General features: G+C 67.4%; 16 protein-coding genes. 10 read left to right on the top strand and 6 right to left on the bottom strand.

Annotation, left to right across the window (positions count from 1 at the left end; all coding sequences use genetic code 11):
* Nucleotides 1–4: 4 nt before the first annotated feature.
* Both AC5Y3Z_RS20370 and AC5Y3Z_RS20365 read left to right on the top strand, forming a co-directional pair.
* On the top strand, nt 5–1,018 hold the full coding sequence (locus AC5Y3Z_RS20370; RefSeq protein ID WP_463824230.1) for an alcohol dehydrogenase catalytic domain-containing protein: 1,014 nt from the start codon (nt 5–7) through the stop codon (nt 1,016–1,018).
* A 19-nt stretch (nt 1,019–1,037) separates the two neighbouring features.
* A complete protein-coding gene (locus AC5Y3Z_RS20365; protein WP_463824229.1) occupies nt 1,038–1,598 on the top strand; it encodes a YceI family protein in 561 nt (186 codons plus the stop codon).
* A gap of 1 nt (nt 1,599) precedes the next feature.
* On the opposite strand, the gene AC5Y3Z_RS20360 is transcribed toward AC5Y3Z_RS20365, so the two are convergent.
* Complete coding sequence (locus AC5Y3Z_RS20360; RefSeq protein WP_463824228.1) at nt 1,600–2,718, bottom strand: DUF7159 family protein; 1,119 nt, start codon at nt 2,716–2,718, stop codon at nt 1,600–1,602.
* A 577-nt stretch (nt 2,719–3,295) separates the two neighbouring features.
* On the opposite strand from AC5Y3Z_RS20360, the gene ag85B reads away from it, so the two are divergent.
* Nucleotides 3,296–4,279 (top strand): diacylglycerol acyltransferase/mycolyltransferase Ag85B, encoded by a 984-nt coding sequence (ag85B, locus tag AC5Y3Z_RS20355; RefSeq protein ID WP_463824227.1) that lies wholly within the window; start codon nt 3,296–3,298, stop codon nt 4,277–4,279.
* 69 nt (nt 4,280–4,348) lie between these two features.
* Here the strand turns inward: ag85B and AC5Y3Z_RS20350 are convergent, their stop codons facing one another.
* Nucleotides 4,349–4,921 carry a lipoprotein LppJ family protein gene (locus AC5Y3Z_RS20350; protein WP_463824226.1) on the bottom strand — a complete coding sequence of 191 codons (573 nt, stop codon included), beginning with the start codon at nt 4,919–4,921 and terminating at the stop codon, nt 4,349–4,351.
* Nucleotides 4,922–4,968: 47 nt separating this feature from the next.
* Between AC5Y3Z_RS20350 and AC5Y3Z_RS20345 the strand changes: the two genes are divergently transcribed.
* The 6 genes from AC5Y3Z_RS20345 (at nt 4,969) to AC5Y3Z_RS20320 (ending at nt 9,205) form a co-directional block, all read left to right on the top strand.
* Nucleotides 4,969–5,538: a chorismate mutase gene (locus tag AC5Y3Z_RS20345; RefSeq protein ID WP_463824225.1), complete on the top strand. Its 570-nt coding sequence runs from the start codon at nt 4,969–4,971 to the stop codon at nt 5,536–5,538.
* A 107-nt stretch (nt 5,539–5,645) separates the two neighbouring features.
* Nucleotides 5,646–6,062: a transglycosylase family protein gene (locus AC5Y3Z_RS20340; protein WP_463824224.1), complete on the top strand. Its 417-nt coding sequence runs from the start codon at nt 5,646–5,648 to the stop codon at nt 6,060–6,062.
* Nucleotides 6,063–6,113: 51 nt separating this feature from the next.
* Nucleotides 6,114–6,569, top strand: coding sequence for an SRPBCC family protein (locus AC5Y3Z_RS20335; protein WP_463824223.1), 456 nt, complete (start codon nt 6,114–6,116; stop codon nt 6,567–6,569).
* The gene (locus tag AC5Y3Z_RS20330) at nt 6,566–7,414 is read left to right on the top strand and encodes an SDR family oxidoreductase (RefSeq protein WP_463824222.1); all 849 of its coding nucleotides are present in this window, start codon (nt 6,566–6,568) and stop codon (nt 7,412–7,414) included. The genes AC5Y3Z_RS20335 and AC5Y3Z_RS20330 overlap by 4 nt, the downstream gene beginning before the upstream one ends.
* A 53-nt stretch (nt 7,415–7,467) precedes the next feature.
* Nucleotides 7,468–7,878 carry a lipoprotein LpqH gene (locus AC5Y3Z_RS20325; protein WP_463824900.1) on the top strand — a complete coding sequence of 137 codons (411 nt, stop codon included), beginning with the start codon at nt 7,468–7,470 and terminating at the stop codon, nt 7,876–7,878.
* Between the two features lie 25 nt (nt 7,879–7,903).
* Entirely contained in the window at nt 7,904–9,205 is a 1,302-nt protein-coding gene (locus tag AC5Y3Z_RS20320) for a cytochrome P450 (protein WP_463824899.1), read from the top strand.
* Here the strand turns inward: AC5Y3Z_RS20320 and AC5Y3Z_RS20315 are convergent.
* Nucleotides 9,180–11,117: a potassium transporter Kup gene (locus AC5Y3Z_RS20315; protein ID WP_463824221.1), complete on the bottom strand. Its 1,938-nt coding sequence runs from the start codon at nt 11,115–11,117 to the stop codon at nt 9,180–9,182. The two genes, AC5Y3Z_RS20320 and AC5Y3Z_RS20315, sit on opposite strands and share 26 nt — an antisense overlap.
* A gap of 108 nt (nt 11,118–11,225) precedes the next feature.
* Here AC5Y3Z_RS20315 and AC5Y3Z_RS20310 point away from each other — a divergent pair, with 108 nt between their 5' ends.
* Nucleotides 11,226–11,684, top strand: coding sequence for a limonene-1,2-epoxide hydrolase family protein (locus AC5Y3Z_RS20310; protein ID WP_463824220.1), 459 nt, complete (start codon nt 11,226–11,228; stop codon nt 11,682–11,684).
* Here AC5Y3Z_RS20310 and AC5Y3Z_RS20305 read toward each other — a convergent pair.
* From AC5Y3Z_RS20305 to AC5Y3Z_RS20295, 3 genes are read right to left on the bottom strand one after another with little or no spacing between them, the layout of a single operon-like run.
* The gene (locus AC5Y3Z_RS20305; RefSeq protein WP_463824219.1) at nt 11,681–12,826 is read right to left on the bottom strand and encodes an amidohydrolase family protein; all 1,146 of its coding nucleotides are present in this window, start codon (nt 12,824–12,826) and stop codon (nt 11,681–11,683) included. The genes AC5Y3Z_RS20310 and AC5Y3Z_RS20305 overlap by 4 nt on opposite strands.
* Nucleotides 12,823–14,187, bottom strand: a complete 1,365-nt coding sequence (locus AC5Y3Z_RS20300) for a type I glutamate--ammonia ligase (protein ID WP_463824898.1) — start codon at nt 14,185–14,187, stop codon at nt 12,823–12,825. The genes AC5Y3Z_RS20305 and AC5Y3Z_RS20300 overlap by 4 nt, the downstream gene beginning before the upstream one ends.
* Nucleotides 14,187–14,681, bottom strand: coding sequence for a carboxymuconolactone decarboxylase family protein (locus AC5Y3Z_RS20295; RefSeq protein ID WP_463824218.1), 495 nt, complete (start codon nt 14,679–14,681; stop codon nt 14,187–14,189). The genes AC5Y3Z_RS20300 and AC5Y3Z_RS20295 overlap by 1 nt, the downstream gene beginning before the upstream one ends.
* Nucleotides 14,682–14,688: the final 7 nt, after the last annotated feature.

Raw genomic sequence — 14,688 nt, 5'->3', positions numbered from 1 at the left:
GCGGGTGGCGACACACAGAGCGGTCCAGGTACGGTCCGAGGGCGCGCCGTTGGAGTTCGCCGACGTCGAAACCGTCGCACCCGAGCGCGGCGAGGTGCGGATCGCCGTGACTGCATGCGGCATCTGCGGCACCGACGCCCACTTCGTCAACGGCCAATTCCCCGACATGTCCTGGCCGTTCACCCCCGGACACGAGATAGCCGGCACCATCGCCGAACTCGGCGCGGGTGTCGAAGGATTCGCGGCCGGGGACCGCGTCGCGGTGGGCTGGTTCGGCGGCAACTGCAACCACTGCGATCAGTGCCGCAAAGGCGCTCTGATGCACTGCGCGAACGCGAAGGTGCCCAGCTGGCAGTACCCCGGTGGCTACGCCGAATCCGTGACCGTACCCGCCACCGCGTTGGCCCGGATCCCGGACGGGCTCACCGACGTGGAAGCCGCACCGATGGGGTGCGCGGGCGTCACCACCTACAACGCCCTGCGTCACACCAAGGCCATGCCCGGTGACCGGGTGGCGATTCTCGGTGTCGGCGGACTCGGTCATCTCGGAGTGCAGTGGGCGCGGGCAATGGGTTTCGAGACCATCGCCATTGCCCGGGGTACTGCGAAGAAAGAGGACGCCCGGAGTCTGGGCGCCCACCACTACATCGACTCCACCAGCAGCAACGTCTCCGAAGCGCTGCGGGCCCTGGGTGGTGCCGCGGTTGTCCTTGCCACAGCGGGCAATTCGCAGGCCATGGCCGACACCGTCGGCGGGCTGCTCCCCCGGGGCGAACTGGTCACCATCGGGGTGACCCCCGAACCACTGCCGATCAGCCCGGTGCAGTTGATCATTCCCGGTCTGAGCGTGATCGGCCATCCGGCCGGAACCGCGAAAGATGTCGAGGAAACCATGCATTTCGCGGTGGTGTCCGGTGTGCGGGCGTGGATTGAGCAGCTGCCGCTGGCGCAGGCGGCCGACGGCTACGCGGCATTGGAGGAAGGCCGGGCGCACTATCGCACCGTGTTGACCGTGTGAGTCCAAGTAGAGTTCGGCCGTGGCTTCGCAGGAACATACGGCGTGGACGCTGGGTCCGGACAACGGCGAACTGACCGTGCACACCGGGGTGGCCGGGCGCGCGGCGCGGATGGGCCATCGGCTCACCATCGCGGTCACCCGGTGGCGGGCTGGGGTGAATTGGGTTGGTGGCCAACCGGATACCGCTGAACTGGTGGTCGAGGTGGATTCACTCGAGGTGACCGGGGGCGTCGGGGGTCTCAAGGGCCTGTCCGGGCCGGAGCAGGTCATAGCGCGCACCAATGCGCTGAAATCGTTGTCCGCCAACCGGTTTCCAGAAATACGCTTCGCCGCCGACACGATCGAGCAGACCGACGGTGGGTACCGTCTCGCCGGAACACTGTTCGTCCGCGGCAAGTCCCGCGAGCACGTGGTCGAGCTACGCGTGGAAGATCTCGGCGATACGTACCGACTCGGTGCCGAATCCAGGGTGCGTCAGACCGACTACGGCATCAAGCCCTACGCGATGTTCCTGGGGTCGCTGCAGGTCGCCGACGAGGTGACGGTCTCATTCCATGCGGTTCGGCAAAAACCCGAGTGATTTACTCCGGCGGGCTTCCGGGCTCGGCGAACGTGCCGGGAAGGCTCTCGATGGCCCTGCTCAACCGGAATGGCCCGCCGTCGGGGCCCGGTGCCGCCGGGGCGGCGCTCGGCGGGGCGCCTGGCGCGGATTCGTCGGGCTGCTCGTCGGCCGCGAGACGCACCGGCTCCTGCTGCGGCGGCGGAGGCTGCACCGCGGGCGGGGACGGCGGCGCCACGGCTTCGGCGACAGGGGGTTTGGTCACGACGTGCTGTCCGGCGTCCTTGCCGGGCGCCAGCTGCAGACCGATAGCCAAGGACGCCGACGCGACGAACGTGACGGCGGCCGCGGCCAACGCGCCGGCCGCCCCGGCATATCGCCGTGACTGTCCGGCAGCGACCCTGTCCGGTTCGACGGCGTCATCCACCAGGGCGACCAACTCCGCGTCGGTGAACTCGGTGCTCTGAGCCGCCGCCAGCGCTGCGCCGCGCGCGACCGTCACCTGGGCCATAGTCTGCGCGAACACCGGCACCGGCAGGACCTGCTCCAACTGCCAGGAGAAATCGCTCACGTCGCCCTCGGAGCCGACGACCACCACTCCCGCCGGCCGCCACGTGCTGCGATCGAACATCCCGGTCAGCCAGGACGTCAAGCCGTCGAAGCCGCCGCGGACGTGCTTGACGGCTGTCTGGGTCTGGCCGTCGTGCGTGTCGACCATGACCACGGTCGCCCATTCCCGCTCGAGGAGGCACACCGCGGTCTTCTCGTATCCGATGACGGGCGCGATGGCCTGCGCCAGGGTCTCGACGGCATCGAGCAGCCGGACCGGCACCACGTTGTCGAAGCCGGCGTCGGCGAGCGCCTCCTGCAGCAGCGCGGCCTGCGCTGCGGCGTCGTCGCTCCACGTCACGCCGACCACCCGCAGTCGGTGATCGCCGGCGGTGGCCGTGTCGCGCGCCCGCATGACCTCGTCGGCCACTTGTTCGGCGGTGTTCACCGCACGCACCGTGCGGCCGTCCTGAACGCTGTCCTGCAAACGCAACTCGTGGTGACCCAAGATTGCGCCGTCGGCGCCGTGCCCTTCGGCCAGCACCCACCCGACGGTGGTCGGTGTAACTGACAGCCCAAGTACCGTATCCAAGTTTTCGCACCTCAATCGTGTCCGGGCTCGTCGCACCTCAGCAGTGGCCACCCGCTTCAGGGGCAGGTGCGTGGCGCGTGAATGCCGTCAACGCCCGGAATAGCGTCGTAAGTCGGCTTGCTCCGAGCGAGCCTACGCGGTCTGCGGTGTGCCGGCTGACCCGGTATGGAAACCGCCCGCCGGCCGGTGAAAGACCCGGCTAGCTCGGCAAATCCGGCGACTGACGGTGCAGTAAATAGATAAAACGTTGCTCCCCGATAGAGAAATCCGCGTTCTGGCTCCGGCCATTTGGGTCGGTGTGGCGCTGGGCATGGCGTCCGTCCCTGCCCGACTCAGCCCTATTCCAAGTGCATAACGCCTGCGTAACGGCGCGGCGTGGGTCAGCGTCGCGCGTGTCGGGCGCGGGCTATAACGAATGCGGTCGATCGGCGCGGTGCACTGTAAACACAGTTGCTGTAACCCGCGCCGGTAACCGATATGGAACTGAAATGTGTTTGCGTCCGAATCGACATTCGGCCTATTCACGCGGTAAGTTCTGCCGGGAGCAAGAGATATAAGGACAAAAAGGGGCACAGGTATGACAGACGTGACCGGGAAGATACGGGCCTGGGGTCGTCGACTCTTGGTCGGTGCGGCTGCGGCCGCGACCCTGCCGGGCCTGATCGGACTCGCCGGTGGCGCGCCGAGCGCGGGAGCGTTCTCCCGGCCCGGACTGCCCGTCGAGTACCTACAGGTGCCGTCGGCGGCGATGGGTCGCAACATCAAGGTGCAGTTCCAGAGCGGGGGCGACAACTCGCCTGCGGTGTACCTGCTCGACGGCCTGCGCGCCCAGGACGACTACAACGGCTGGGACATCAACACCCCGGCGTTCGAGTGGTACTACCAGTCGGGCCTGTCGGTGGTCATGCCGGTCGGCGGCCAGTCGAGCTTCTACAGCGACTGGTACAACCCCGCGTGTGGCAAGGCCGGTTGCAGCACCTACAAGTGGGAAACCTTCCTCACCAGCGAACTGCCCGCGTACCTGGCGAGCACCAAGTCGGTCAAGCCGACCGGCAGTGCCGCCGTCGGTATCTCGATGGCCGGCTCCTCGGCGATGATTCTCGCGGTCAACCACCCCGGGCAGTTCATCTATGCCGGTTCGCTGTCGGCCCTGTTGGACCCGTCCCAGGGCATGGGCCCCTCGCTGATCGGACTGGCCATGGGTGACGCCGGCGGTTACAAGGCTTCGGACATGTGGGGCCCGTCCAGTGACCCCGCGTGGGCGCGCAACGACCCGTCGTTGCACATCCCGGAGCTGGTCGCCAACAACACCCGGCTGTGGGTGTACTGCGGTAACGGCAAGCCGTCGGAACTGGGTGGTGCCAACATGCCGGCCGAGTTCCTGGAGAACTTCGTCCGCAGCAGCAACCTCAAGTTCCAGGACGCCTACACCGCCGCCGGCGGGCACAACGCGGTGTTCAACTTCCAGGCTGACGGCACACACAGCTGGGAGTACTGGGGCGCCCAACTGAACGCAATGAAGGGTGACCTGCAGGGCGCGCTCGGCGCTCGGCAAGGCTAGACCCACCGCACTACCGCTACTGCGCTTGACGGCCCCGGTCGTCGAGCGCAGTAGTGCGTTGTGGGTCTTTCAACCGGCCGGGCCGAACTCGCCGGTGACGTCGACCCAGCCGGTGGGATCGGCATGATGATCGGTCACGTTGCGGCATTCGCCGTACACGCGCAGGATGCCCAGATCCGGATTGTCGTCATGGCGGTAGATGCTCGCGGTGAGCTCGTCCTTGGTGAGCGTGCTGGCCAGCGCGTGGTTGCCGGGCGGTAGCCCCGGGGACCAGCCGCCGGCCAGCAGTTTGGCCACGACTTCCGGCAGGTAGGTGTCGGCGGCGGCGTCAGCCGGGATCGCGAAGGTCAGGTACACCGCTCCCCGATAGGGCGGGTTCTCGCGGTCCTTGCAGGACATCAACAGGTAGCCGGCCGTCGTCGTGCGCAGACCGGCGACCGTGACCACGTTCTGCGCGGCCCGGACGGCCTGAGCCCGGCTCTGCTGGTCGGTAGCCGCAGGTCCGGGGTGGTGCAAGGCGTCGGCGGGTACGGAGTGCAGTTGGTCCAGCGCCACGAAGGCGCCGCCCAGCACCAGCGAGGCGGACAGCGTCGCGGCGAGCACGAGCCTGGCCAGTCGCGTGCGCAACCAGTTGTCACTCATCTCGCCATTGTCGACGACGCCGGGTCGCTCGTGTTTGGCTGGATGGCATGCGCGGTAGGTGCGGCCCGGCAGTCCTGGCTTTGATCGCGGTGCTGGCCGCGCCGCCGGCGCAGGCCGATCACGCCGACTCGCTGGGCGCGCTGCTGGACGCCGCCGCCGAACGGCTGCAGGTTGCCGATCCGGTGGCTGCCTACAAGTGGGCCACGCACGGCGCAATCGAGGATCCCGACCGGGTCGAGCGCGAAATCGCCACGCTGCGCGAGGAAGCCGCCGCACAGGACGTCGACCCCGATTTTGTCGCGCGCGTCTTCGGCGACCAGATCAGCGCCACCGAGGCCGTCGAGTACACCCGGTTCGCCGAATGGAAACTCGACCCCACCGGTGTGCCGCCGGCCCCGCCGGACCTGGCGGCGTCCAGGGCCGCGATCGACGCGCTGAACACTAAGATTTTGTCTCACATATCGCTTAACTGGAGTTTGCTGAACACTGCGGATTGCGGGCGCCTGGTGCAGCGTGCGCGGGCCGAGACGAGCCGCCGACGAAGTTTCGACGACCTGTACCAACGTGCGCTTACGACCGCAACCAGGTCGTACTGTCCGGCTTCCCGCGGGGCTTGAAGCATCCGCAGAATCGCCGTTTGCGCCAATCTCGAAGGGATGGATAAACGGTCTCATAATTTTCTCTAGTGGGTAACGCTACGGCTACGGTCCGCGAAATCCCGCACATGACGACCATCACAAAGCCCCTCATCAAGTCGGCCGTGGCCGGCGGTTTCCTGGCAGCTTCGATGTCGCTCTCCTCCGGTGTCGCCAACGCCGAGACCATGAACTGGGAAGCCGTCGCAGAATGCGAATCCGGCGGCAACTGGGCCGCCAACACCGGCAACGGCGCCTACGGCGGCTTGCAGTTCAAGCAAGCCACTTGGGAGGAGTACGGCGGTGTCGGGAACCCGGCAAAGGCCTCCAAACAGCAACAAATCGCCGTTGCGAACAAGGTTCTGGCCGGTCAGGGGCCAGGTGCGTGGCCAAAGTGCTCCCGTGCCGGGGGGCTGACGCCGACGTCTGGCGGTGCGACTCAACCGGGCCCACAGTGGCAGCAGACCATCAGCGCGATCATCGGGATGTTCACCCCCAAACAATGATTATCGGCGGTTCATCTCGTTTCGTTACACGGGACGTGCTTGGATCATGTTATGGAGGGTTCAGCAACGGTTCATATGGCCGCCCCGGCGGATAAAATTTGGGAATTAATCGCCGATATTCGCAATACCGGGCGGTTCTCTCCGGAGACTTTTGAAGCGGAATGGCTCGGCGATGCGACCGGTCCCGAGCTTGGTGCGCGGTTTCGCGGCCACGTGCGCCGCAACGAGATCGGGCCGGTCTACTGGACCACGTGCCAGGTGACGGCGTGCCGGCCCGGCCGTGAGTTCGGGTTTGCTGTGCTGGCCGGTGACCGGGCGATCAACAACTGGCACTACCGGTTGGAGCCGGCCGGGGACGGCACCGACGTGACTGAGTCGTTCCGGATGGCGCAGTCGCCGTTGACGAAGCTCTACCTGGTGTTCGGCGGGTTTCTGCGCAGACGTCGCAACATCCGGGACATGACGAAGACGCTGCACCGGATCAAAGAGGTGGCCGAGGCGGCATGAAGACCATTTTCATCACCGGTGCAGGCAGCGGCATGGGCCGCGAAGGCGTACGACTCTTCCATGGCAAAGGTTGGCGCGTAGGTGCGGTGGACCGCAACGACGACGGACTGGCCGCGCTGAACCTGGAGTTGGGTTCGCGGCTGTGGACCCGGACCGTCGACGTGACGGACAAGGCGGCACTGGATGCGGCACTGGCCGACTTCTGCGCCGGAAACCCCGGCGGCGGTCTCGACATGATGTGGAACAACGCCGGCATCGGCGAGGGCGGTTGGTTCGAAGACGTGCCCTACGAAGCCGCCATGCGCGTCGTCGACGTGAATTTCAAAGCGGTGCTGACCGGCGCGTACGGATCGCTGCCCTACCTGAAGAAGGCGCCGAACAGCTTGATGTTCTCCACCTCGTCGTCGTCGGGCACCTACGGCATGCCGCGCATCGCCGTGTACTCGGCGACCAAGCACGCGGTCAAGGGGCTCACCGAGGCGCTGAGCGTGGAGTGGCACCGCCACGGGGTGCGGGTGGCCGACGTGCTGCCGGGGCTGATCGACACCGCGATCCTTACCACGACACCGCAGCACGCCGGCGCCGACGAAGGCTCCGGCGACGCCCCGGCCAGGGTGACGCAGGAGGAGTTGCGCGCGGCCGCGCCGAAGCGGGGCATGTTCCGGCTGATGCCCGCCGCCAGCGTGGCCGAGGCGGCGTGGCAGGCCTACCACAACCCCAGGCGGCTGCACTGGTATGTGCCGGCCAGCATCGGCTGGATCGACCGGCTCAAGGGGGTCAGTCCCGAGCTGGTCCGAACTCTGGTCAGAAAAGCACTGCCCCGGCTGGACCTGAAACGGCAATAATGACTCCGGCGCAACGCGCAGGTCTGATACGGAGGTGGCTGGTGCAGAACCGGATGGTTGCGGTTGCCGGAATCGCAGTGGCCGTCGCCGGCGCCGTCGCCGGCTGCGGTGAGGCCATGACCGTGCCCCGCAAAGCCGCGCACCTGACGCTCGACGGCCACTCGATCACCACCCGGCCGCCGTCCTGCAGCCAGATCGAGGGCTACCGCACCATCGACATCCGCGAACACGACGGATCGGTGCAGGCGGTGGTGTTGATGAGCGGGGATCGGGTGTTGCCGCAGTTCGTCAAGATCCGCGACATCGGCGGCTTCACCGGCAGCTATTACGAAGGGGGCGTCGGCGACGCCCACGTCGACCTGGCCAAGAACACCTACACGATCACCGGCAGTGCCTCCGGCATCAACACCACCAACCCCAACAAAGTCGTGACCACCGATTTCAAGCTGACCGCTGAATGCTGACCGGCGCCTACGCTCGCGGGCGATGGTGAAAGACAGACTGCACTGGTTGGCCATGCACGGCGTCGTCCGCGGACTCGCGAGCTTCGCCGTCCGGCGGGGTGATCTCGGAGCGCGATTGATCGCCGACCCAGCGGTGGCCGCCGACCCGGTGCCCTACTACGACGAGATCCGCCAACACGGCCCACTGGTGCGCAACCGCGCGAACCACCTGACCGTGGACCACCGGCTGGCGCACGACATTCTGCGGTCGGACGACTTCCACGTCGTCTCCTTCGGGGACAGCCTGCCGGGGCCGTTGGGTCGGCTGGAACGGCGAACCCGCGACAATCTGCTGCACCCGATCCGTCCCCCGTCGCTGCTGGCCGTCGAGCCGCCGGATCACACCCGGTACCGCAAGACCGTCTCGGCGGTGTTCACCGCGCGCGCCGTTACCGGTCTGCTGGACCGGGTCGAGCAGGCTGCGACGAGCCTGCTGGACCAGCTCGGCGACCAGCCCGAGGTCGACGTCGTCGCACGGTATTGCTCGCAGCTTCCGATCACCGTGATCAGCGACATCCTGGGGGTGCCGGAGTACGACCGGCGCCGGATCCTCGAATTCGGCGAGTTGGTCGCCCCCAGTCTGGATGTCGGCGTGACCTGGCAGCAGTACCGGCGGATTCAGCGAGGGTTGGCCGGATTCCAAGCGTGGCTGGTCCAGCATCTACGGCAGCTGCGCAGTGCCCCGGGCGACGACCTGATGAGCCAACTGATCCGCATCACCGAAAGTGGCGACGCCGAGCGCCACCTTGACGAGACCGAACTGCAGGCGGTCGCCGGACTGGTCCTGGTCGCCGGTTTCGAGACCACGGTGAACCTGCTGGGCAACGGGATCCGCTTGCTGCTGGACCATCCGGACCAATTGCGCACGCTGCAGCAGCAGCCCCAGTTGTGGCCGAACGCCGTCGAGGAGATTTTGCGGCTGGACTCTCCGGTGCAGCTCACCGCGCGAGTGGCCCGCACCGACGTCGAACTGGCCGGCCGGCGCATCGAGCGGGGCGAGGTGGTGGTGGTCTACCTCGCCGCCGCAAACCGCGACCCGTCAGTGTTCGCCGATCCGCACGCCTTCGACGTCCAACGCCCCAATGCGGGAAAGCATCTCGCGTTTTCCACCGGACGGCACTTCTGTCTGGGCGCCGCGCTGGCACGGGCCGAAGGCGAGGTCGGGTTGCGCACATTCTTCGAACGCTTCCCCGATGCGACGGCCGCGGGCGCGGGGGTCCGGCGTGATACCCGGGTGCTGCACGGCTGGTCGACGCTGCCGGTCAGACCTCGATGCGCGCACCCATGACCACGGTGCGGTTCAGGGGCAGACCGAAGTATTGCGCGGCATCGGCGGTGGTGTAGGAGGTCGCGATGAACAGTCGTTTGCGCCACGACGCCATCGTCGGTGCCGAACCTTTGACCAGTTCGAGTTTGGACAAGAAGTACGAGGCGGCCTCGATGTCGATCGCACCCTCGGTCTGCTCGGGGTCCAGCAGACGCAGCACGGCAGGGACATTCGGCGTCTCCATGTAGCCGAAGTTGGCGGTCAGGTGGACGATGCCGTCACCGGTATGCACCAGGTGGTCGACTTCGGTCCGCTCGGCGTCGGGAATCCGCGGTACCGGCAGCGTCTGAATCGCCATGATCACCACGTGCTCGTGCAGCACCCGGTTGTGTTCGACATTGGCCCGCATCGCCAGCGGCGCGGTCTCTTTGCCGCGATCGAGGAAGATGGCCGTGCCGGGAACGCGCGCGCACGGCGGTTGGCGCTCGGCCAGCTCATCGATGAATTCCTGCAGCGGTCCCTCCGCTTCCTGCCTTGCGCGCGTGACGATGTCGCGTCCGCGCTGCCAGGTGGTCATCACCGTGAAGGCGACCAGCGCGATCAGCAGCGGCAGCCAGGCGCCGTGCACCAGTTTGGTCAGGTTGGCCGCCAGGAACATCAGGTCGACCAGGAGCAGCACGCCGCCGCCGGTCAGCACCAGCCACAGCGGGGTGCGCCACGTGGTGCGCGCGTAATAGAGGAACAGGGTGGTGGTGATGGTGATCGTGCCGGTGACGGCCATGCCGAAGGCGAACGCGAGCGCCGCCGAACTGCGGAAAGCGAACACCAGGGTGAGCACCGATACCAGCAACAGACCGTTGATCCACGGCACGTAGATCTGACCGATGGTCGACTCCGAGGTGTGCGCGATCCGCAGTCGCGGCAAATAGCCGAGCTGCGCGGCCTGGGACGCTACCGAGAACGCGCCCGTGATCACGGCCTGCGACGCGATCACCGTCGCGGCGGTGGCCAGCAGCACCAGCGGCAGCCGCGCCCAGCCGGGGGTGAGCAGGAAGAACGGCGCACTGACGGCACCGGTGTCCGCCAGGATCAGCGCCCCCTGACCGAAATAGCTGAGCACGCAGCCGGGCAGCACCAGCAGCAGCCACCCCGAGGCGATCGCCCGCCGTCCGAAGTGACCCATGTCGGCGTACAGCGCCTCCGCGCCGGTGATGGACAGCACCACTGCGGCGAGCGAAAAGAACGCGAAGTGGAAGTGCCCGACCATGAACTTCGCTGCGTAGAACGGCGAGAGCGCCTTGAGGATCTCCGGGTGATCGGCGATGGCGACCACGCCGAAGCCGCCGATCGTGGTGAACCACGCGATCATCACCGGACCGAACAGCCGCCCGACGGCTGCCGTGCCGTGCCGTTGCACCGCGAACAGCACCACGATGATCACCGCGGTGATCGGCACGACCCAGGTGCCGAAGTGCGGCTGGATCACCTTGACACCCTCGACGGCCGACAGCACCGAGATCGCCGGGGTGATCATGCTGTCGCCGAAGAACAACGCGGCCCCGAAGATCCCCAGCGCGCCCAGCGCGACGACCGTGCGCCTTCTCGCCCCGCTGCTGCCCTGGTGCCGCTTCCCGACCAGGGTGATGAGCGCCATGATGCCGCCCTCGCCGTGGTTGTCGGCCCGCATCACCAGGCTGACGTAGGTGAACGTCACGACGGTCATCACCGACCAGAAGATCAGCGAGACCACGCCGTACACATTGTCGGTGCTGATCGGCACCGGGTGCGGATCGCCGGGGTTGAAGACGGTTTGAATGGTGTAGATCGGGCTGGTGCCGATGTCACCGAAAACCACACCGAGCGCGCCGACGACGGCGGCTGGGCGTAGGCGGGCGCCGTGGGTAGGTGCCTGGGATACGGATTCGGTCTGCACGGCAGATGGGCCCCCGGGGTGGGTGGTAGCGATGCGGCGGATCGATCCTACGGCGCGGGCCGTGCAGCGAGGTTGACACTCCGCGGCAGCCCGAGTTAATTGACCTGCATGACAGATGTTGCACCGAACTCCCCGGCCGATGTCGTGACCGGGATGTGGCAGGCGCTTTCGCGGCGGGACTGGGATGCGGTCAAGACCTTCCTGGCCGAGGACTGTCTCTATGTCGACATGCCGGTACCCGCGGTGTCGGCCCGCGGTCCGGCCGACATCGTGACTCGGCTCAAGATCGGGCTGGCGGACCTGGCGGCGTACGAGAACCACGACGGCGTGCTGGTGTCCAACGGTTCCGATGTGATCTACGAGCACTCCGAGACCTGGACGTTCCAGAGCGGTGAGCAGGGCACCCTGAGATTCGCCACCGTGCACAAGGTGCAGGACGGCAAAATCACTGTGTGGAAAGACTATTGGGACATGAACAGTCTGGTCGCGTTCGCGCCGCCCAATCACTTCGAGAAGCTCGCCGGTGGCGACACATCCTGGATTTTCGACGCCAGCGCCCTGGTCTAGCCCGCCGAAAAGCCGCTGGCGAGCCGGTAGATGCGCGCGGCGTTGAGGTGACTGATCAGGTCGACCACCCGGATGGCCTCCGCCTCGCCCCAGTCCCCGGCCTGCACGAATTCATCCAGCACTCGGTGAATGCCGTTGCGCCACAACGCAGCACCGAGGAAATGCAGTTCGGCGGGACCGAACCCGTCCGATGAGTACAGGATCTTGCGGAACGGCGCCAGCTCCAGCAGTCGGGCGATGAACGCGGGCGCCCGGGCGCCCAGCTGGTTGATGCTCAAGCCGCCGTCGACGTAGACGTTGTTGAACGCCTGGGCCAGGTAGCCGGCTTCGCGTTCGTAGGGATAGCAGTGCAGCAACACGATCGGCGTCGTCGTCCCCGAATCCCGCAGGAAGTCCAACAGGTACAGCGGATTGGACTTGTGCAGGTCGCAGTCTCGGTCACCGAGCCCGACGTGCAACTGCAGCGGCTTGCCCAGCCGCAGCGCCTGGTGCAGGCCGAAACGCAGCAGCACCGGATCGCTCACCCGGGTGCCGCCGACGTCGCGCCAGCGCCGAGCCGCCTCGGCTACCAGCGCGGCCGGTGGATCGCTCAGGTCGCGGTCGAATCCGCCCCGGTAGGCCAGGATGGACTTGGTGCCCACCGCGCCGGCAACACGCTGGTGCAGGATCTCCTCGAACGCCGCCGCATAGTCGCCGGCGGCCTGCGCTGCCTGTTCGGCGACCTGCTCCAGGCGCACCACCTCGTAGGCGCGCCGCCCCGACCATTGGCTCAGTTGGGAGACGTCCGTCACGTCGCTGCCGCCGAAACCGGTGTCCACCAGCCAGCTGCGCACGCCCGCCGCGGGCAGGAACAGCCGGGCCAGTTCGTCTTCGCGGAGTTGGCTGCGGCTGCGCCAGTATTGCTCGGCGTCAACGTGTCTGGGCAGGCCGAGGATGGGGGCGCAATGGTTACGCACGGCGAAGCCCAGCTGGGTGTCGAAGCCGGAGTCGAAGTCGGCCAACGGTTCGGTGTTGGCTTCGTTGAGGGCGTTCTCGAACCGCCGCCGGTCCCCGGTGGTCAGCCAGCAGCCGTGCACATGCTGATCGATCAGTGCGACCTCGCTGATGTGGTGCGCCAGTGCGGAATCCGACGGTGTGGTCACAGGCTCCACGCCATCCGGAACCTGTCGGCCAGCGTCGCCGGGTCCAGGCCGCCGTATCGGTGGTGCTCCATTCGGCGGACCGCGACCACCGCATCGATCACCGGATCGCCCAGAATTCGCCGCAGCAGGGCCGAATCATTAAGGGCGGTAATCGCTTCGGGCTGCGTGTCCGGCAGCAGCAGGATGCCGGCCGCCGTCCGGTCGGCTTCGGACAACGCCGCCGGGTCCACCGTGGTTTCCGGCGACAACGGCGCACCGGTGTCCAGGCCGTCGAGCGCGAGCCCGAGGATCGCGGCGCAGGCCAGATACGGGTTGGCCGACGGGTCGACGATCTTCACTTCCACGTTGCCGCCATCGGGGTCGGCGGGGCTGGATTGGATGAATCGCACTGCAGCTTCCCGGTTCTCGATGCCCCAACAGACATAGGCACCGGCCCAGTTGCCGGGGCGCAGGCGCTGCCCGGACACGATCGATCCGCACAGAATGCCCTGCGCCTGCGGCAGCCCACGCAACACCCCGGCCACCGCGGCCTGCCCGGGCGCCGTCATGCCGCCGGTGCCGTCGGAGAACAGCGGACCTTCCGAGGTGCGCAACGAGAAGTGTTGGTGGGCGCCCGATCCCACACTGCCCGCGAACGGTACCGGCGAAAGGCTGACCCGCAGCCCGTGCCGGCGCGCGGCACGGCTGACGACGATGCGCAACAACACCAGTTGGTCGGCGGCGGTCACCGGCGACTGCGGCGCCAATGAGATCTCGAACTGGTTGGCGCCGTATTCCGGGTGGAATTGCTCGATGACGACGCCGGCCAGGTTGGCCGCAGCGGTGACGTCGCGCACGAAAGCCTCGTGCTCGAGGACCCCGGCCAGGCCGTACTGGGCCCACAGCGTGGCCGGCAGCCGACCGCCGTCGCTGTCGACCAGCAGGAACTCGAGTTCATGACCCACCGTCGCCTCGACGCCGGCTGCGCTGAGTGCGGCCTCGATGCGTTGCAGCGTGCCGCGCGCGCACTGCGCTACGGGGGTGCCGTCCTGTTCGAAGAAGCCGGCCGGGGCCCACGCCAAACCGTCGCCGAGGATGCGCAGAGCGGACAGGTCGATGCGCAGTCGCTGGTCCCCGACCACGCCGACGGCGTCGGTGAACGCAATGCCGGTCTGGTCGATGGCGAAGGCGTGCCAGGACGGCCCGGCGCCCAGGCCCGGATCGGCGAATGTGTTGGTACGCCTGATCGGAACGGTCTTGGCATGGGTGAGCCCGGCGGGGTTGACCACCGTGCCGATGACCGTGTCCACGCCCTCTGCCTCGAGTTGGGCGATCGCCGCGGCGGCCAGCGGGGTGGCCTCGGAAGGTGGCGGAGACGTGATCAGGCCCTGCTGGGCAGGGTCAGCCGGCACGCCTGACCGATGTCCAGGGTCCGCAGCACCCGTCCCATGCCTACCCACAGCGCGCACGAGATGGCCAGATCGGCCAGCAACTCCGCACTGAAGTGGTCCTCGGCCCGGTTCCAGAAATCTTCGTCGTCGCGCAGCGCGGTGTGATCGGTGGAGAAGCGGTGCGCGAACTCGGCCGCCAACCGCTCCTGCGCGCTGTAGCCGGGCCAGGTGCGCCACTCGGCGGCATGGTCGTAGAGCGCTTCGTCCACACCCGCTGCGGGGCCGTCGGCGTCGCGGGTGTTGGCGCACACCGTGCACTCGTTGTTGGCGGCGATCACCGCGCGCGCGATTTCGCGGGTGCGCAGCGGCAGCCTGTTGGCGGTGTAGACCGCGTGGCTGAAGTTGGCCATTGCGCCGCCGAGTTCCGGGGATTTCTGAATCCAGCCGGCCACGTCGTCGTCAGCGAAAGTTCCGATTCGGCTCATGGCGAGA

Source organism: Mycobacterium sp. NGS61, from assembly GCF_059812325.1.
This window is presented reverse-complemented; position numbering and strand designations above follow the sequence as displayed.

Bases quoted from the DNA above. Each gene is read 5' to 3' on its own strand.
- ag85B (WP_463824227.1), top strand. From the start codon at position 3,296: ATGACAGACGTGACCGGGAAGATACGGGCCTGGGGTCGTCGACTCTTG.
- AC5Y3Z_RS20350 (WP_463824226.1), bottom strand. From the start codon at position 4,921: ATGAGTGACAACTGGTTGCGCACGCGACTGGCCAGGCTCGTGCTCGCC.
- AC5Y3Z_RS20345 (WP_463824225.1), top strand. From the start codon at position 4,969: ATGCGCGGTAGGTGCGGCCCGGCAGTCCTGGCTTTGATCGCGGTGCTG.
- AC5Y3Z_RS20340 (WP_463824224.1), top strand. From the start codon at position 5,646: ATGACGACCATCACAAAGCCCCTCATCAAGTCGGCCGTGGCCGGCGGT.
- AC5Y3Z_RS20335 (WP_463824223.1), top strand. From the start codon at position 6,114: ATGGAGGGTTCAGCAACGGTTCATATGGCCGCCCCGGCGGATAAAATT.
- AC5Y3Z_RS20330 (WP_463824222.1), top strand. From the start codon at position 6,566: ATGAAGACCATTTTCATCACCGGTGCAGGCAGCGGCATGGGCCGCGAA.
- AC5Y3Z_RS20325 (WP_463824900.1), top strand. From the start codon at position 7,468: ATGGTTGCGGTTGCCGGAATCGCAGTGGCCGTCGCCGGCGCCGTCGCC.
- AC5Y3Z_RS20310 (WP_463824220.1), top strand. From the start codon at position 11,226: ATGACAGATGTTGCACCGAACTCCCCGGCCGATGTCGTGACCGGGATG.
- AC5Y3Z_RS20295 (WP_463824218.1), bottom strand. From the start codon at position 14,681: ATGAGCCGAATCGGAACTTTCGCTGACGACGACGTGGCCGGCTGGATT.